Source organism: Flavobacterium sp. AJR, from assembly GCF_002156885.1.
In the GTDB taxonomy this organism is placed as follows: domain Bacteria; phylum Bacteroidota; class Bacteroidia; order Flavobacteriales; family Flavobacteriaceae; genus Flavobacterium.
In genome coordinates this window covers 55325-72579 of sequence record NZ_NCWQ01000005.1, presented here as the reverse complement: position 1 = coordinate 72579, position 17255 = coordinate 55325, and the positions used below count along the sequence as shown (strand labels likewise).

At 32.5% G+C, this 17255-nt stretch carries 15 protein-coding genes; 12 read left to right on the top strand and 3 right to left on the bottom strand.

Going from position 1 to position 17255, the window contains the following annotated elements; translation table 11 throughout:
- Positions 1-52 precede the first annotated feature (52 nt).
- The 5 genes from kbl to B8T70_RS02420 all read left to right on the top strand — a co-directional run bounded on the left by kbl (position 53) and on the right by B8T70_RS02420 (position 6607).
- Positions 53-1246 carry a glycine C-acetyltransferase gene (gene kbl / locus B8T70_RS02440; RefSeq protein ID WP_039113135.1) on the top strand — a complete coding sequence of 398 codons (1194 nt, stop codon included), beginning with the start codon at positions 53-55 and terminating at the stop codon, positions 1244-1246.
- A gap of 112 nt (positions 1247-1358) precedes the next feature.
- Positions 1359-2810, top strand: a complete 1452-nt coding sequence (locus B8T70_RS02435; RefSeq protein ID WP_086893787.1) for an OmpA family protein — start codon at positions 1359-1361, stop codon at positions 2808-2810.
- Between the two features lie 64 nt (positions 2811-2874).
- On the top strand, positions 2875-5640 hold the full coding sequence (locus B8T70_RS02430; protein ID WP_086893786.1) for a PD-(D/E)XK nuclease family protein: 2766 nt from the start codon (positions 2875-2877) through the stop codon (positions 5638-5640).
- Positions 5637-5939, top strand: coding sequence for a hypothetical protein (locus B8T70_RS02425; RefSeq protein ID WP_086893785.1), 303 nt, complete (start codon positions 5637-5639; stop codon positions 5937-5939). Before B8T70_RS02430 ends, B8T70_RS02425 begins: the two co-directional genes overlap by 4 nt.
- The gene (locus B8T70_RS02420) at positions 5936-6607 is read left to right on the top strand and encodes an ATP-binding cassette domain-containing protein (RefSeq protein ID WP_086893784.1); all 672 of its coding nucleotides are present in this window, start codon (positions 5936-5938) and stop codon (positions 6605-6607) included. The genes B8T70_RS02425 and B8T70_RS02420 overlap by 4 nt, the downstream gene beginning before the upstream one ends.
- On the opposite strand, the gene B8T70_RS02415 is transcribed toward B8T70_RS02420, so the two are convergent.
- Together B8T70_RS02415 and B8T70_RS02410 are read right to left on the bottom strand one after the other, a co-directional pair.
- Positions 6604-7386 (bottom strand): alpha/beta fold hydrolase, encoded by a 783-nt coding sequence (locus B8T70_RS02415; RefSeq protein ID WP_086893783.1) that lies wholly within the window; start codon positions 7384-7386, stop codon positions 6604-6606. The genes B8T70_RS02420 and B8T70_RS02415 overlap by 4 nt on opposite strands.
- 104 nt (positions 7387-7490) lie before the next feature.
- On the bottom strand, positions 7491-8783 hold the full coding sequence (locus tag B8T70_RS02410) for an aminopeptidase P family protein (RefSeq protein ID WP_086893782.1): 1293 nt from the start codon (positions 8781-8783) through the stop codon (positions 7491-7493).
- 425 nt (positions 8784-9208) lie between these two features.
- On the opposite strand from B8T70_RS02410, the gene B8T70_RS02405 reads away from it, so the two are divergent.
- The 5 genes from B8T70_RS02405 (at position 9209) to B8T70_RS02385 (ending at position 12669) form a co-directional block, all read left to right on the top strand.
- A complete protein-coding gene (locus B8T70_RS02405) occupies positions 9209-9706 on the top strand; it encodes a hypothetical protein (protein WP_123912059.1) in 498 nt (165 codons plus the stop codon).
- Complete coding sequence (locus B8T70_RS02400; RefSeq protein ID WP_086893780.1) at positions 9697-10230, top strand: hypothetical protein; 534 nt, start codon at positions 9697-9699, stop codon at positions 10228-10230. The genes B8T70_RS02405 and B8T70_RS02400 overlap by 10 nt, the downstream gene beginning before the upstream one ends.
- 108 nt (positions 10231-10338) lie before the next feature.
- Positions 10339-10803 carry an N-acetyltransferase gene (locus B8T70_RS02395; RefSeq protein ID WP_086893779.1) on the top strand — a complete coding sequence of 155 codons (465 nt, stop codon included), beginning with the start codon at positions 10339-10341 and terminating at the stop codon, positions 10801-10803.
- Between the two features lie 57 nt (positions 10804-10860).
- Positions 10861-12225 (top strand): polymer-forming cytoskeletal protein, encoded by a 1365-nt coding sequence (locus B8T70_RS02390; protein ID WP_086893778.1) that lies wholly within the window; start codon positions 10861-10863, stop codon positions 12223-12225.
- A 6-nt stretch (positions 12226-12231) separates the two neighbouring features.
- Positions 12232-12669: a GNAT family N-acetyltransferase gene (locus B8T70_RS02385; RefSeq protein ID WP_086893777.1), complete on the top strand. Its 438-nt coding sequence runs from the start codon at positions 12232-12234 to the stop codon at positions 12667-12669.
- A 188-nt stretch (positions 12670-12857) separates the two neighbouring features.
- Here the strand turns inward: B8T70_RS02385 and B8T70_RS02380 are convergent, their stop codons facing one another.
- A complete protein-coding gene (locus tag B8T70_RS02380) occupies positions 12858-14219 on the bottom strand; it encodes a hydroxymethylglutaryl-CoA synthase family protein (RefSeq protein WP_086893776.1) in 1362 nt (453 codons plus the stop codon).
- A gap of 319 nt (positions 14220-14538) precedes the next feature.
- Here B8T70_RS02380 and B8T70_RS02375 point away from each other — a divergent pair, with 319 nt between their 5' ends.
- Positions 14539-15204 (top strand): succinate dehydrogenase cytochrome b subunit, encoded by a 666-nt coding sequence (locus B8T70_RS02375; protein ID WP_039113117.1) that lies wholly within the window; start codon positions 14539-14541, stop codon positions 15202-15204.
- 11 nt (positions 15205-15215) lie between these two features.
- Positions 15216-17216: a fumarate reductase/succinate dehydrogenase flavoprotein subunit gene (locus B8T70_RS02370; protein ID WP_039118006.1), complete on the top strand. Its 2001-nt coding sequence runs from the start codon at positions 15216-15218 to the stop codon at positions 17214-17216.
- Positions 17217-17255: the final 39 nt, after the last annotated feature.

The window sequence follows — 17255 nt, the reverse complement described above, 5'->3', positions numbered from 1 at the left end:
AAGAAAAGAATCAGGCTAACTTGTTAAAATTTAACATATTAAATAAATAAAAATGTACGGAAAAATTAAAGAGCATTTGCAGAATGAATTGCAAACTATTGAAGAAAACGGAATTTTTAAAAAAGAACGAATAATAACTTCTGCTCAAGATGCTGAAATAACAATTTCTACAGGAGAGAAGGTTTTGAATTTTTGTGCCAATAATTATTTAGGATTGTCTTCGCATCCAGAAGTGGTTCAAGCTGCAAAAGACGCTATGGATACACATGGTTTCGGAATGTCATCTGTACGTTTTATATGTGGTACGCAAGATATTCATAAAACATTAGAGAAAAAGATTGCTGATTTTTACGGAACAGAAGATACAATTTTGTACGCAGCAGCTTTTGATGCTAATGGTGGTGTTTTTGAGCCTTTATTAGGAGAGAACGATGCGATTATTTCAGATAGTTTAAATCATGCTTCTATTATAGATGGAGTTCGTTTGTGTAAAGCAGCTCGTTATCGTTATGAAAATAGTAATATGGAAGACTTGGAGCAACAACTAATAAAAGCAAATGCTGCAGGAACCCGTTTTAAATTAATTGTTACAGATGGAGTGTTCTCTATGGATGGACTTGTAGCTCCATTGGATAAAATATGTGACTTAGCAGATAAATATGATGCTATGGTTATGGTTGATGAGTGTCATGCTGCTGGATTTATTGGTGCAACAGGAAAAGGTACTCTAGAGGCAAAAGGAGTAATGGGTAGGGTTGATATTATTACAGGAACACTTGGTAAAGCTTTAGGTGGAGCTATGGGAGGATATACAACTGCTAAAAAAGAGATTGTAGAATTGTTACGCCAAAGATCAAGACCATATTTGTTTTCAAACTCATTAGCGCCTGCAATTGTTGGAGCTTCGATTAAAGTATTTGAGCTTTTAGAAAAAGATACTGTATTAAGAGATAGATTAGAGTGGAATACTAATTATTTTAAAGAAGGTTTAAAGAAAGCAGGCTTTGATATAATAGATGGAGACTCGGCTATCGTTCCAGTTATGTTATATGATGCAAAATTATCGCAAAATATGGCAAATGAGCTTCTAAAGGAAGGGATTTATGTAATTGGGTTCTTTTTTCCGGTAGTTCCTAAAGAAAAAGCAAGGATAAGAGTACAGTTATCTGCAGCTCATACTAAAGACCATTTAGACAGAGCCTTAGCGGCTTTTGTTAAAGTAGGTAAAATGTTAAAAGTTGTATAATTCCCACTTTTTACACTTCTTATTGCTTTTTTTTAACATTTCATTTTGTAGTTAAAAATTTACGCATTACTTTTGTCTATAATTAACTAAATTGTAATTAAATAAATTAAGTATGAAACATCTTAACAAACTTTTAGTTGCTGTGATGATGGCGATGGGTTTAACTTCTCACGCACAAGACAGTAACAATCCATGGGCGATCTCTTTTGGAGTTAATGCCGTTGACACTAGAACCAGTTCTGGTGCAGGGAGCGGTTTCTTTGATCAACACTTTTCTCAGCCATTCGCAGTGAAAGACAACTGGAATATTCTTCCTTCTGTATCTTATATTAGTGTATCTAGATACGTTGGTAGTAATTTTTCTGTAGGATTGCAAGGTTCTGTGAACAAAATTGATAAATTAGTTACTTTTGCTCCAACAGCTCCAGGTCATGATTCAAGAGGAAATGTTGTAACTAATCCTGGTGATTTGATGTATTATGGAATTGATGCTACTATTAGATATAGCTTCCAAGAATTAATCAAATCTAAAGTAATCGATCCTTCGTTAACTGTAGGTGGAGGTTATACTTTCTTCGGAGATAGTAGTTTTGGTACAGTTAATCCAGGTGCTGGAGTAACTTTTTGGTTTACTGAATCTATTGGTCTTGAGCTTGCTACAAAATACAAATGGGCTGTTTCTCCTAACGAAACTAAAGCTACTGACAGATCTGTTTTCCAACACACTGCTGGTATCGTTTTCAAATTCGGAGGTAAAGATACTGACGGAGACGGAATCTACGATAAAGATGATGCTTGTCCAGATGTTGCTGGTTTAAAACAATTCAACGGATGTCCTGATACTGACGGAGACGGAATCGTTGACGCAAGTGATGCTTGTCCTACTGAATTTGGTTTAGCTGCTTTAAACGGTTGTCCTGATAGAGACGGAGACGGTGTTGCTGATAAAGATGACGCTTGTCCAGACGTATTTGGTTTAGCTGCTTTAAAAGGTTGTCCAGATGCTGATGGTGATGGTATTGCTGATAAAGATGACAAATGTCCTACTGTAGCAGGTCCTAAAGAAAACGGTGGATGTCCTTGGCCAGACGCTGATAAAGATGGTGTACTTGACAAAGATGATGATTGTCCTACTGTAGCTGGTCCAGCTAGTAACAGAGGTTGTCCAGAAGTAACTACTGCTGTATTAGATGATCTTAAAGTTCAAGCTAGAGCGGTATTCTTTGATACTGGAAAAGCTACTTTCAAAAAAGGTGATGCTCAAACTCCAGTTAGATTAGATGCTATCAAAGAAATCCTTAAAGATTATCCAAATGCTAAATTCAGCATTGAAGGACACACAGATAGTACAGGTTCTGCAAAAATTAACGATAAATTATCTCAAGAAAGAGCTGATGCTGTAATGAACGCATTAATCGCTAGAGGTGTTAATCCAGCAAACTTAACTGCTAAAGGATTCGGTTCATCTCAACCAGTAGCAAGTAACAAAACTGCTAAAGGAAGAGCTGAAAACAGAAGAACTGAAATTAGACACGTAGGTTCTAAATATGAAGGTAAATTGTAATTTACTTTTCTAAATAATTTTAAAAAGCCATTCTTAATTGAATGGCTTTTTTTATTTTTATACAATGACAGAGACTTACTTTTTAGATAAGATTGCAAAGGTTATTATTGAAAACTATTCGGGTAAATTAGCCGAAACTACAATTGTGTTGCCGAATAAAAGAGCTAAAATTTTTCTTATTGAAGCTTTAAAAAAACAAATTACTAGTACAGTTATTAGCCCAAAAATAATTAGTATAGAAGACTTTATCCAAGATATAGCTTCTGTGCGCTCTATTGATTCTATTGAATTGTTGTTTGAGTTTTATGAAGTTTACCTATCTGTTACTGAGAAACAGAATCAGCAGTCTTTTGAACTGTTTGCGAACTGGGCAAAAACACTATTACAAGATTTTAACGAGATTGACAGGTATCTACTAGACCCTTCTCATGTTCTTTCTTATCTTAAAGACATTGAGGATATCAAAAAGTGGGGAATTGAGGTTGAAAACAAAACACAATTATTAGAGAATTATATAGATTTCTGGAAACTGTTACCTAATTATTATGAATCGCTGTATACTCATTTGTTGAATAAACAAATCGGATATCAAGGATTGATTTATAGAGAGGCTGTTAATAATATAAATCACTTTACAAATTCAGTTCCGGGGAAACATTTTGTTTTTGCAGGATTTAATGCTTTAAATGCTTCGGAAGAAAAAATTATTCAACATTTAATTGCTTCGGATCAGGCTAAGATATATTGGGATATTGACAGAGTATTCTTGAATGATCCATATCATGATGCAGGATTGTTTGTGCGACGTTTTAAACAAGACTGGAAACATTATAAAGCAAATGATTTTGAGTGGATATTTGATGATTTTTCTCAATCTAAAAATATACAAGTTATTGGAACACCAAAAACAATTGGGCAAGCTAAAATAACAGGTAGTATAATTGAAGAAATAATTACAAATAATCCAGGTTCTTCGCTAGATAAAGTAGCTGTAGTATTAGGGGATGAAAATTTATTGATTCCGCTTTTGTATGCTTTGCCATCTACAGTTGGAGCTTTAAATATTACAATGGGGTATTCTAGTAAAAATAACCCAACACAAATTTTAATTGCTAAGTTATTTAAAATGCATACTAATGCATTGTCTAGAAATGGAGCATCTTATGTTTTTTATTACAAAGATGTTTTAGATATATTGACTCATCCATTAGTAGAACCTTTTGCAAATGTAAAAGAGTTGGTAAAAAAGATAAATCAGAATAATTATACTTTTATAACCCATTCTAAAATCATTGAACTTAATGAGAATCCTTCGGATTTATTTTTATTACTTTTTCAGAAATGGGATTCAGGTTCTGTAGCTGTTTTAAATAATATTTCTACTCTCTTACTTGTAATAAAAGAGAATTTAAGTAATGATAATGAAGAAGATAAAATAGCTAAAACATTTGTTTTTGCCATTTTTAAAGTAATCAATAAATTAATTAACTATTACTCTCAACATGGACATATCGATAAGATAGAAACGCTGTATGCTATTTATAAGCAGGTTATTGATGTTGCTGAAGTTTCATTTGAAGGAGAGCCTTTAAATGGTTTACAGATAATGGGAGTTTTAGAGAGTCGTGTACTAGATTTTGATACCGTTATAGTCACTTCTATGAATGAAGGAAAATTTCCAGCAGGAAAATCTATGAATTCGTTTATTCCTTATGATGTAAAACGCGAATTAGGCTTACCAACCTTTAAAGAAAAAGATGCAATCTATACATTTCACTTTTATCATTTGTTGCAACGTGCCAAGAATATTTATTTACTATATAATACCGAAAGTGAAGGACTAGATGCGGGAGAAAGAAGTCGTTTTATAACACAACTAGAAGTCGAAAAAAAGCCTAAACATAATTTGACTCAGGAAATTTATAATGCAGTTTTACCAGAAACGGCTTATCAGCCAATGGTTATTCCGAAATCTGAAGCTGTAATGACACGATTGAAGGAAATAGCTACTACAGGATTCTCACCATCGGCATTAACGAGTTATATTCGAAACCCAATTCAATTTTATTTTCAAAAGATATTGCGAATTCGTGAAGTCGAAGAGGTTGAAGAGAATATTGCTTTAAATACTTTAGGGACTATTATTCACGAAACGTTGAAAGCGCTTTACGAGCCTTTTATTGGAAAGTTTATTTCAGAAAGTGATATTGCTAATTGTTTCAAGTTATTAGATGCTGAAGTATTGAAACAGTTTAAGGTAGTTTACAAAGAGGGAGAGATTAAAAAAGGACGTAACCTTTTGGCTTTTGAAGTTGCTAAGCGTAATGTTTCTAATTTCTTAAAAGTTGAGCTTGATAGTATTAAAGATGGTGATGCGATTAAGATTTTGGCAATCGAAGAAACTTTTGAAAGAACATTAACGCATCCAAGTTTACCTTTCCCTGTTTTGATAAAAGGAAATGTTGATAGAATTGAACAACGTAACGGAATACTTAGAATTATAGATTATAAAACTGGCAAGGTCGAAAAAGCAAATGTTGTTCTTAAGAATTGGGACGGACTTACGGCTGATATAAAAAACGACAAAATTATTCAGGTTTTAGCATATGCTTTTATGTATGAGAATAATGCCAAAGGATTGCCTATTGAAGCTGGAATTATTTCTTTTAAGAATTTAAAATCAGGGTTTTTGCCTTTTGGATTTAAAGAAGAAAAGGATGTTAATATGATTATTAACAATGAAATAATGCATAATTATTTAGAACAAATTGTATTGTTGCTCAACGAAATATTGGATATTGCAATTCCTTTTGAAGAGAAAATATTATGAGAATAATTAAGAAGTTAGGGAATGCTTTTGAGTTTTTTAAAAGTACAATAGCGATTAATCTGGCTGTTAGTATCTTGCCTTTACTTTTTGGAGGATTGCTTCTCTTTAATTATTCGGTTGTGAGTTTTGGTTTTGCCATAAGTTTAGCGGTAAAAGAAATTAATTCTAAAAATGAGTACTTATTTTATTTCAATAATGGACTTTCCAAGGGTGTTCTTTGGTTTTATTCTTGGTGTTTTATTCTGATTTTTCTAATATCAGGAATTTTTGTTTTTAATTTAATAAATAGATTATTTTGAAAAGACATATTTTAGAAATTGATAGTGTTAAAAAGTCTTTTGGTGAGAAAATAATTCTTTCCGATGTTTATTTGCAATGCGAAACAAATGATATTATTGGGCTTCTGGGAAGAAATGGCTCAGGTAAATCTACTTTTCTTAAAATTATTTTCGGAGTTATACCGGCGGATTTTAAGTTTGTTAGAATTGATGGAGTTATGAAAATCAAGATCAAAGAATTAATGAATGAAATAAGTTATTTGAGTCAAGATAATTTTATTCCTAATGTTTTTTCTGTTAAAAAAGCAATTCGACTTTCGATTGCAAAAGAAAGGATTGATTCGTTTTGTAATGACGAAATGATACAGGTAATAACCGACAAAAAGATTGCTCATTTATCAGGAGGCGAATTGCGTTATCTCGAAATAAAACTTGTATTAGAGAACTCTTCAAAGTTTGTATTACTCGACGAACCCTATAACGGATTATCTCCTTTGATGATTGAGAAAGTAAATCAATTAATTATCATGAATTCGTCTAAAAAGGGAATCATAATATCCGATCATAATTACAGAAATGTAATTAGTATTTCGACAAGATTGGTTTTAATCAAAGATGGAAAATTAAATCATGTAAAAGATAAAAACGAACTGATCGAAAAAGGATATTTAAGTCCTGAGATGATTTAAATCCCTTTAAAAAAATCTAATAATACAGCAGTTAATTCTGTTTCATTCTCTATGGAACTCATGTGTCCATCAGGAAAAGTAACGAGAGATACATTTGTATTTTCTATTTGTAAAATACTTTCTTCGTAATTTAAAACAGGGTCTTTTTCTCCTAAAATTAATAACATCGGGAAAAGATTAGTATGTAAAATAATTTCCTTGTCTTTTCTTATTTTCATTCCTTCTAAGGATGCAATTATCCCCTGAAGTGGAGTTTTTAAGGCTTCTTCTTTTACGAGTTCTATATTCGTAGCAAGTCTTTCTCTATTGTTTTCGCTAAATAAATTTCCAATAGCTAAACCTATAAATGCGGGATAGTTTTGTTTAACGGCTTTAATAGCTCGATTTCGATTTAGTTTTCGTTCAGCACTATCGGGCTTAGATGTAGAATTTAATAAAACCAAACCTTCTACCTTTTCGGTATATAATTCGGCGAAAGCCAAAGCAACATATCCGCCCATAGAATGTCCTATAAAAACGGCTTTATTAATCTCAAGGTGAGATAATACTTCATTAACTACATCAGCATTATCCTCCATGGTATGAACGTAACCTAGAGGTTCGGTCTTCCCATGACCCAATAAATCAATAGTAATAACACGGTAATTTTTAGAGAATGCATCAACATAGTGGTTCCACATAGTTTTATTTTCCAAAAAGCCATGAAGTAGGACTATTGTGGTTCCTTTTCCTGTGTCTGAATAAGAAATATTGGTGTTTTTAAAAAGAATATTTTTCAATGAGATAGATTTAATGTTGCAAAAATAGCGGTTTGTTGTGTAAGGAAAAGCAAAACGGCTAACATTTCTGAAAGCCGTTTATTTTATGAATTTAGTGAACTGAATTAAACGTTCATTAAGCTTTCTATTTCATCAGCTTCGATAGGAATATTGCGCATTAAATTAAATGGTTCTCCAGTTTCTTGGATTACAACATTATCTTCTAATCGAATACCAAAACCTTCAGCAGGAATGTAAATTCCAGGTTCAACCGTAAAAACCATATTAGCTTTCATAGGTTCGTGTAACAATCCATAATCATGCGTGTCCAATCCCATGTGGTGAGAAGTACCGTGCATGAAATATTTTTTATAAGCTGGCCAATCAGGGTTTTCATTCTGTACATCGGCTTTGTCTATTAATTTTAGATCTAATAATTCCGAAGTCATTATTTTTCCAACCTCTATATGATATTGTTTCCAAAGTGTTCCAGGAGTAAGCATTTTTGTAGCCTCATTTTTCACACGTAAAACAGCATTATAAACCGCTTTTTGACGCGCTGTAAAAGTACCTGAAACCGGAATAGTACGCGACATATCACTAGAATAATTAGCATATTCGGCAGCAACATCCAGTAAGATTAAATCTCCAGCTTTACATTGTTGATTGTTCTCGATATAATGTAAAACATTTGCATTATTTCCAGAAGCAATAATCGGAGTATAAGCAAAACCTTTAGAACGATTACGAATAAATTCGTGAATAAGCTCTGCTTCGATTTCGTATTCCGTTACATTAGGTTTTACAAAAGACAATAATCTTCGGAAACCTTTTTCGGTAATATTACAAGCGTGCTGAATCAAATCGATTTCTTCACTTTCTTTTACCGAACGAATGCGTTGCAATATAGGGTTGCTTTTTGCAACCTGATGTGCTGGATATCTTTCTTTCCACCATTTTACAAAACGAGCTTCACGAGTTTCAGTTTCAACAGTTGCACGATAATGCTCATTAGTATTAATGTACATAGTATCGGCATAAGTCATCATTTCGTTCAGAATCTTATGGAAATCTTGTAACCAATAAACGGTTTTAATTCCCGAAACTTCAAATGCGCGTTGTTTAGTAAGTTTTTCCCCTTCCCAAACAGCAATATGGTCATTAGTTTCTTTCAAAAACAAAATCTCACGCTGATTTTCGTATGGAGCATCTGGAAAAAGCAACAAGACACTTTCTTCCTGATCTACACCACTTAAGTAAAAAATGTCTCTATGTTGAGCAAAAGGTAATGTGCTATCGGCGCTAACTGGGTAAATATCATTTGAATTAAAAACCGCTACACTATTAGGCTTCATTTGAGCCATGAATTTTTCGCGATTTTTTATAAAAAGAGAGCTGTTTATTTGATGATATTTCATATTAATTTAGTTTTATACTTTGAATACTCAAAAATACTAATTTTAGAAATACTAGATTGGTTTGGTTTATTAAAATTTTCTTATTTGTTTGAGGTTTTTTGTTTACACAACACTCGCGCAATCTTGCTTTTCTGATGTCTTATCAACTTAGATTCTTAATAATGGCGTGTCCCTCCGGGTCGGGCTTTCGGCTATATCTTTTACTCCGCTATCGCTTCATAAAAGGATGCCGCCTCTATCCCTCACGCGAACTCAGTATTGTGGGAAATTGTGTTTGTAAAGATAAATGATTGAATTAATTATATGATTTTGTACATTGTCATGGATATAAAACAGTTGTGCCAATTTGTAAAATAACAGAAGTGATAATTGAGAGTAAGGGAATAAGAACGGATAAATATTTTATACCTCCATTCGAATTAAGAATGGGCGAAATAGTTGTAATTTATATTCATGGTGGAACTAACTATTATGATGTAAAAATGGAATTGGTTGATGTTTTTACGGGGAAAACAAAGAATGATAATGTAAATGTTTTTCAGCCATTAACTTTTGTAAAGCATTTTAAGGAATCAAAGTTTAGGAGATTGTTTTGCCCTGTTTCAGTTGCAGAATATTTGAGAAAAAATGCAGAATTAAAAAATAACTTTGCATCTAAAATTTATGAAACCAAGTGGATTACTAAAAGAATAAAAGTAAATACGCTTGCAGGAAATCCAAGGAAATTACTTAGTTTATATTCGACTTTGTCAAAGACAAATAATATTGTTTTTGACTTGGCGGGACAAGATCCTCAAGGAGCAAGTGAGGCATATCAAATCATTAAAGATGAGATTAGAAATGGAGGTTCAGCTATTTTAGTTGATTGGAAAGATGATATGAGAAACGATTGTTCAAAATTCATAACAATTGAATGGCAGTAGTAATAAAAAAAAACACATTTAAAATGAAAAAAAGAATTCTATATTTTATAATACTTTGTATTGCTTTTAGTTGTAATAAAAATAAAGAGAAGGAAGTATTACAAAAACAGAAAGAAGAGTTTGTAGTTCCGCTTCCGCCACCACCACCTAAAAAAATTGATGAAAATAGTTTGGTGGGGTTTGCTTGTTATTATTCTGGAAGAAAGTCTAAACCAGTTAAAGAAATTTCAGAAATCCTCGTTAAGAAAGAATATTCACGTGTAAAAGAAAAGCTTTACAGTATAAAAACCGCAGAGAAATATTTGGCAACAGTTATTTGTGAAAGACTTTTGCAAAAAAGATTAATTACGTTAACTGAAAATGAATTAAATCAAATTGAAAAGAATAAAGTTAGTAATGAAAAAGTAACAATATGTTCAGGTTGTACTCATGGAGAAGAATTGACAATAAAAAAAATGTTTTCTTCAAATGAAAATTTTTTATCAAAATCGATTGAAGAATGGTTGAAAGGTATGATAAAGTAAAATCAAAAGTATTGAGGTAACTTCAAATCGTAAGAGAGTTGAAAATACTCTTATTTATGAAAATCAAGGTTTTAGTTTTATAAAAGATAAGTTTACTATTTATAGATTATGACAATAGAAAAAGCAAATATAACCGACCACGAAATCTTAACAGAAATAACCAAAAAGTCAAAAGCATATTGGGGATATTCAGCAGAACAGATTTTACAGTGGGATAAAAATCTAACAATTACCGAAGAGTATATTAAAGATAATGATGTGTTTAAGTTACTAAGCGAAGATTTAACCATTGGTTATTATTCCTATTTTATTGAAGAAAAACAGAATGTAATACTGGACAACTTATTTATAAGACCAGAATATATTGGAAAAGGATTCGGAAAATATCTAATTGACGATTTTTTAAGTAGGATTAGAGAGGGTAAATTTGAAAAAGTAATGCTCGATTCTGAGCCAAATGCAGAAGCATTTTATTCGAAACTCGGATTTGAAAAAGTTGGAGAATTCGAAACTTCAATAAAAGACAGATTCATGCCAATTATGGAAATGAAACTAGAAGAAAACACGAAATAGATAGTGTTAATTTATTAATGCATACGCTAGAATATATTTAAAATAAGGCAGTAAAAAATGAATAAGTTAGATTTTAAATTAATAACAATAAAAGAAGTCAAATCGCAATATCCATTTTTGATAGAGCGAGAAGGATTCGATTATTTTGAAGAATGGGAAGATCAGGATTTCTTTCTTATAGCAAACGGAAATGTAAATTTTGAAGGTAATTTTTATTTAGATCTTTATGAGGATAAAGAGAAAAAATGGCTTACGAATGTATTAAATCTACCGTTAAAAGATATTGATGCAAGAAGAATCGAAGGAATTTTAATAAACGGAGATTTCTCTACCAATGGAACAATTATAAATGCCGAAGGAGATTATGGTCCTTACATTTATATTAACGGGAATGTTACTTGTCAGAGTTTGTTATTAGGAGGTGCTTATACCGAAATAATAGGTAATGTTAAGGCAAAGGAAGTTGTAATGACTTCTTATAATCATGGTAATTTTAAATGCACAGGACTTATTGAAGCGCCAGTATTTATAGTCGAAGATCATTATACAACATTTGTGGAGCGTAAAAATAATTTGTTTTATTATAATGATAAAACAGATGATTTTGATGCTAAAAACGAATGTGAATACGATGAAGTTTCAGGAGAAGATATTATCTCAATAGAATTGCGAAAACATCTTGATAATCCATTAATAGAAACTTTCGAAGAATTAAAACGAGAATTAGAATTTGGAGAATTGATTTTAAAACAAAATAATCCTCCTGCAAAAACGTATGAATATTGGCGCGGTCGTGTTTTATCAAATTATAGAGATCTTAAATTGGTTCCGAAAGAATTTAAAACCGAGGAACTTTGTAATTTGGCATTAAATATTAGTTATCATGCTTTGTCATTTATGGATGAGAACTTAATAACTTTTGAATTCTGCGATAAATTAGTTGGTAAAGATGGTTTTGCAATTCAAGTTATTCCGGATGAATTTATAACAAAAGAACTTTGTTTTAAAGCGGCTGAAAAGGGAACAATGTTAAGATTAATTCCGTCAGCATATTATTCTGAAGAATTGATTTTGTTAATTTTCAAGAACGGAAAACATCAACCGGATATTAATGATGTTCCTTCTGAGTTTGTTACTGAAAGTTTGCTCAAAGAATATGTGAAAATTGGAAGAGGATTATGGCTTGATAAGGCTTGTAAAGAAAATAGAATTGATAAATTATCTATTCTAAAACAAGTAGTTGATTCTGGAATAGAATATTTGGATACTGTTTTTGGAAACCATTTCAGTAAAGAAATAGTTGATTATGCTTTTTCTGTTTATAATAATGAAAAGTACAAAGAAGAGTGGCGTAATTATGTTGAGAAATACAGGGTTAAATTTGAACGTATTGGTTTAGAAGGGGACTCTCAAAAAGAATAAAAGATTATGGAGTCAAAAATTAAAATCAGAAAAGTTGAAAAAGATGACCTAAATTTTGTTTACAAATCGATATGCGAGCTTGAAAATGGGATATTAGATTTTGGAGTTTTTGCAAAAATATTCAATGAAAATATTTCAAACCGAAACAATCTGTATTTGCTAGCAGAAAATGAGAATGTAGGTGTAGGTTTTATTAGTTTTCACACACAAAATCTTTTGCATCATTGCGGATTAGTTGGTGAAATTCAGGAATTTTTCATCAATAAAGATTATCGAGGTAAAGGAATTGGGCGACAATTAATACAAAAAATATTGGATTACGCCGATCAGAATAATCTAAAAAGTATTGAGGTAACTACTAATCGCAGAAGAGTAGAAAATGTCTTGATTTATGAAAATCTAGGTTTTGGATTAACACATAATAAGTTTACTATCTACAGGTAATGCTTCAAAATGAAGTAGTTGTAAAGTTATTACGAGGAACGAAGTAATCTCCCTTTGTATTTACCACTGGTTGGTTTTGTTAGGGCGGTTGCTTCGTTCCTCGCAATGACAAGATTGTCTATAAATATATCCTTTATCAAAAATTTAAATTTTGACAAAGGTTCTACGCATTTAATTAAATTGGAATTTTAATCAACCCATTTATAATATCTCGCCCCAATTAAGTTTGGGCTTTCTTTCTCGATTCTATCCAGAACCCATTCGTTTTTGGGAGTTCGGATGCTTTGTTTTTGTTCTTTTTTGTGAAGCTTCTCGTAGGTTTCAAAATCAATTTCGGTACTTTTTTCTAAAGTCTCAAAAAGTTTGGTTTCAGTAAGAGCAGATTTCCATTCAGGTTGAATTGTTCCTTCAAAAACTTTCGATTTAGATCCACTTCCGTAAGCTAGAAAACCGAATTGAGTTCCTGAAATTTCATTTTTGGTATCATAAAAATGAGCCAAAGTCGATAATAATCCCATGAAAATTGATCCTGTATAAAGGTTGCCTATTAAAGAAGAAGCTAATTCAGCAGGTTGCAGTTTATCAGTAACAAAAGTTTTGTATGCTTCGGATTTGCTTATTTCTTTTAGTTTATTTTGATATTCAGTTGTGGATTCATCTCCCGAAATAATTTTAGTTTCGCTGTCTAAAGCATAAATTTCTGATAACATTCTGCGTCCCTGAAAAGAGTATGGTAAGTGCATGATGATACTTTTCCAGGAATTGTAAACAGTCTCTGAAGTGTTTTTTAATTTCTTAAACGAAAAATAAGCATTTCGAGTACGATCCATATAACATTGATTCGAATATTGTCCGTCGAAAACAGGTTGGTCCTTATGGATTTCTATTTCGGCTTCAAGATTGTCAAACCAAGATTCATTGGTTACATTTCCTGTTATAGATTCTTTCGAAATAGTACGGTATGGTTTAAAAAAGTCGAAAACGCCTTTTGTGCTTGTTGCCCAATTATTTTCGAAAGCAATAATTCTAGGGTTTGAAGTTACAAGCATTGCAAGAGCTCCGGCACCTTGAGTATATTCTCCAGTTGAATTTAAATCGTATTTTGCAAAATCGGTAGTAACTACAATGGCTTTTTTAGTCGGATTTAATTTTACATAATCGATACAGTTTTGCAAAGCGTCAACTCCGCCAATACAAGCAAATGTAAAATCGACAACATCGCATTCGGCTAAAGTATCTTCTCCAAATTTCTGTTCCATCAAAGCAATCAAGAAAGAGCTAATAGGTTTAGAACTATCAATGGCACTTTCGGTTCCAACATAAATACGACCAATTTCGCTTAAATCGATTTTATTGTCTTCTATTAATTTGGTTAAGGTATTTGCTCCAAAAACTACAGTATCCTGATAAGTGTCTGGAAGCGTCATATTAATTAAACCCAAGCCTTTTTCTAGTTTTTCGGGTTCTATATTTCTGGCGGTTGCCAATGTTTTTATAGGTAAATGTATTTTGGCTACATCAAATGTAATAGCGTCAATTCCTGTTTTCATTCTGGTTTCTTTGAGGCGATAAAGGTAAAATTAAGCGATCAAACTTCAATTGTTTTAAAAGGATAAAATTCGGTTTTGGGATACTTTTGAGGAAAACAAATTAAAATGTTAGAAAAAATAACAATTTGGTAATTATATAAAAAGCAGGATTTTGTTAAAACAACCTTTAGAGAAAATGTATTTTATTGTTTTTAAATAATTTGCAATAAAATCATTTAAAACTCTTTAAAATCATTATAAATAACAACGAAATGGTTGTAGTTCATGTCTATTTGAGTTATTTTTGTATAATTTTTTAAAACAAACTACTTAAACACTTATGGCACAATCTGCACTATTGAATGCTTCCATCTTAAAGAAAGTGGCTATGGCTCTTTCGGGAATATTCTTAATCACGTTTTTAGCGCTGCATGTTTCTTTAAATTTTATTTCTATTATTAGTAAAGATGTTTTTAACGAAGCTTCTCACTTTATGGGATACAATCCGCTGATTCAATATGTAATGCAACCAGTTTTGGCAATCGGGGTAATTTTCCATTTCGTAATGGGATTTGTTTTGACTTTACAAAATAGCGCTGCAAGACCAATTGCGTATGCAAAATACAATGGAGCGGCTAATGCTTCTTGGAGTTCTAGAAATATGATTATTTCTGGATTGGTTATTTTAGCATTCTTAGGATTGCATTTTTATGATTTTTGGTTTCCTGAAGTTGCCTACAAATACATTGCAGGTACAGCACCAGATGCTACGAGATATTATGGAGAGTTAGTTCATAAATTTCATGACCCAATTCGTACTGGGTTATATTGTATTTCTTTTGTGTTATTAGGATTCCACCTTTGGCACGGATTCAGTTCTTCTCTTCAATCTATGGGAATGAACAATAAGTACTCAAGATCTTTAAGTAGATTCGGTTATGGATTTGCGGTAGTAGTACCAGCACTTTTCGTCATAATCGCATTATTTCATCATTTCAATAATTAATATAAATTATAATGGCATTAGATTCAAAAATTCCACACGGCCCAATATCGGACAAATGGACAGATTATAAAGATCATATTAATTTAGTAAACCCTGCTAACAAACGTAATTTAGATATTATCATTGTTGGTACAGGTTTGGCTGGAGGTTCAGCTGCGGCTACTTTGGCTGAGCAGGGATATAACGTAAAAGCTTTTTGTTTTCAGGATTCACCAAGACGTGCGCACTCTATTGCAGCTCAAGGTGGTATCAATGCAGCAAAAAACTATAAAGGTGATGGTGACTCGGTTTACAGATTATTTTATGATACTGTAAAAGGGGGTGACTACCGTGCGCGTGAAGCAAACGTTCACCGTTTGGCTGAAGTTTCGGCTAATATTATTGACCAATGTGTGGCTCAAGGAGTGCCATTGGCAAGAGAGTATGGTGGTCTTTTAGATAACCGTTCTTTTGGAGGAACTTTGGTTTCTCGTACTTTTTATGCACAAGGACAAACAGGACAACAATTATTGTTAGGAGCTTATTCTGCAATGAACCGTCAGATTGGTCGTGGAAAAGTAAAAATGTACAACCGTCACGAAATGTTAGACATTGTTATCGTGAACGGAAAAGCGAGAGGTATTATTGCTCGTAACTTAGTTACTGGAGAAATAGAAAGACATTCTGCTCACGCTGTAGTAGTTGGTTCTGGAGGATACGGAAACGTGTTTTTCTTGTCAACAAATGCTATGGGAAGTAATGCAACAGCAGCTTGGAAAATTCATAAAAAAGGAGCGTTTTTTGCAAATCCTTGTTACACACAAATTCACCCAACTTGTATTCCTGTTTCAGGAGATCACCAGTCTAAATTGACTTTGATGTCTGAATCGTTACGTAATGACGGTCGTATTTGGGTTCCTGCAAAACAAGAAGATGCTAAAGCAATCCGTGAAGGAAAGAAAAAAGCAACTGATTTATCTGAAGCTGATAGAGATTATTTCTTAGAAAGAAGATATCCTGCTTTTGGTAACTTAGTGCCTCGTGACGTAGCGTCTCGTGCTGCAAAAGAAAGATGTGATGCTGGTTTTGGAGTTAACAAAACTGGAGAAGCTGTTTACTTAGATTTTGCTGCAGCGATTAAACGTTACGGAACTGAAGAAGCTTTTGTAAAAGGTTTAGATGATAAAGATGCTGCTTTGGTGACTAAATTAGGAGCTGAAATCGTGAAGAGTAAATACGGAAACTTATTCCAAATGTATTACAAAATCGTCGATGAGGACCCTTATACAACACCAATGATGATTTACCCAGCGGTTCACTACACAATGGGTGGAACTTGGGTTGATTATAACTTAATGACTACAATTCCTGGATGTTTCTCAATTGGAGAGTCTAACTTCTCTGATCACGGAGCAAACAGACTTGGAGCTTCTGCTTTGATGCAAGGTTTAGCTGATGGATATTTCGTATTACCTTATACTATCGGAGATTATCTTGCTCCGGATATTAAAATGGGAGAAATTTCTACAGATTTACCAGAATTCGTAGCAGCAGAAAAAGAAGTAAAAGATCAAATCGATAGATTTATCAATAATAAAGGAACTCATTCTGTAGATTATTTCCATAAGAAATTAGGAAAGATCATGTGGGATAAAGTAGGTATGGCTCGTAATGCTAAAGGTTTATCTGAGGCTATTGTTGAGATTGCTGCTTTACGTGAAGAGTTTTATAAAGATGTAAAAGTTCCTGGAAGCGCTAACGAATTTAATCAGGAATTAGAGAAAGCGACACGTGTTGCCGATTTCTTAGAGTTAGGAGAATTGTTCGCAAAAGATGCATTACACCGTAATGAATCTTGTGGAGGTCACTTCCGTGAAGAATACCAAACAGAAGAAGGAGAAGCACTTCGTGATGACGAAAACTTTGCATATGTTGCAGCTTGGGAATACAAAGGAAAACCAAGTGATGCAGTATTACACAAAGAACCTCTGGTCTACGAAAATATTAAATTAGTACAGCGTAGTTATAAATAAAAGTTGAGAGTTGAGAAACATTTAACTCATAACTTATAA

Bases quoted from the DNA above. Each gene is read 5' to 3' on its own strand.
- kbl (WP_039113135.1), top strand. From the start codon at position 53: ATGTACGGAAAAATTAAAGAGCATTTGCAGAATGAATTGCAAACTATT.
- B8T70_RS02435 (WP_086893787.1), top strand. From the start codon at position 1,359: ATGAAACATCTTAACAAACTTTTAGTTGCTGTGATGATGGCGATGGGT.
- B8T70_RS02430 (WP_086893786.1), top strand. From the start codon at position 2,875: ATGACAGAGACTTACTTTTTAGATAAGATTGCAAAGGTTATTATTGAA.
- B8T70_RS02425 (WP_086893785.1), top strand. From the start codon at position 5,637: ATGAGAATAATTAAGAAGTTAGGGAATGCTTTTGAGTTTTTTAAAAGT.
- B8T70_RS02410 (WP_086893782.1), bottom strand. From the start codon at position 8,783: ATGAAATATCATCAAATAAACAGCTCTCTTTTTATAAAAAATCGCGAA.
- B8T70_RS02405 (WP_123912059.1), top strand. From the start codon at position 9,209: ATGGGCGAAATAGTTGTAATTTATATTCATGGTGGAACTAACTATTAT.
- B8T70_RS02400 (WP_086893780.1), top strand. From the start codon at position 9,697: ATGGCAGTAGTAATAAAAAAAAACACATTTAAAATGAAAAAAAGAATT.
- B8T70_RS02395 (WP_086893779.1), top strand. From the start codon at position 10,339: ATGACAATAGAAAAAGCAAATATAACCGACCACGAAATCTTAACAGAA.
- B8T70_RS02390 (WP_086893778.1), top strand. From the start codon at position 10,861: ATGAATAAGTTAGATTTTAAATTAATAACAATAAAAGAAGTCAAATCG.
- B8T70_RS02385 (WP_086893777.1), top strand. From the start codon at position 12,232: ATGGAGTCAAAAATTAAAATCAGAAAAGTTGAAAAAGATGACCTAAAT.
- B8T70_RS02380 (WP_086893776.1), bottom strand. From the start codon at position 14,219: ATGAAAACAGGAATTGACGCTATTACATTTGATGTAGCCAAAATACAT.
- B8T70_RS02375 (WP_039113117.1), top strand. From the start codon at position 14,539: ATGGCACAATCTGCACTATTGAATGCTTCCATCTTAAAGAAAGTGGCT.
- B8T70_RS02370 (WP_039118006.1), top strand. From the start codon at position 15,216: ATGGCATTAGATTCAAAAATTCCACACGGCCCAATATCGGACAAATGG.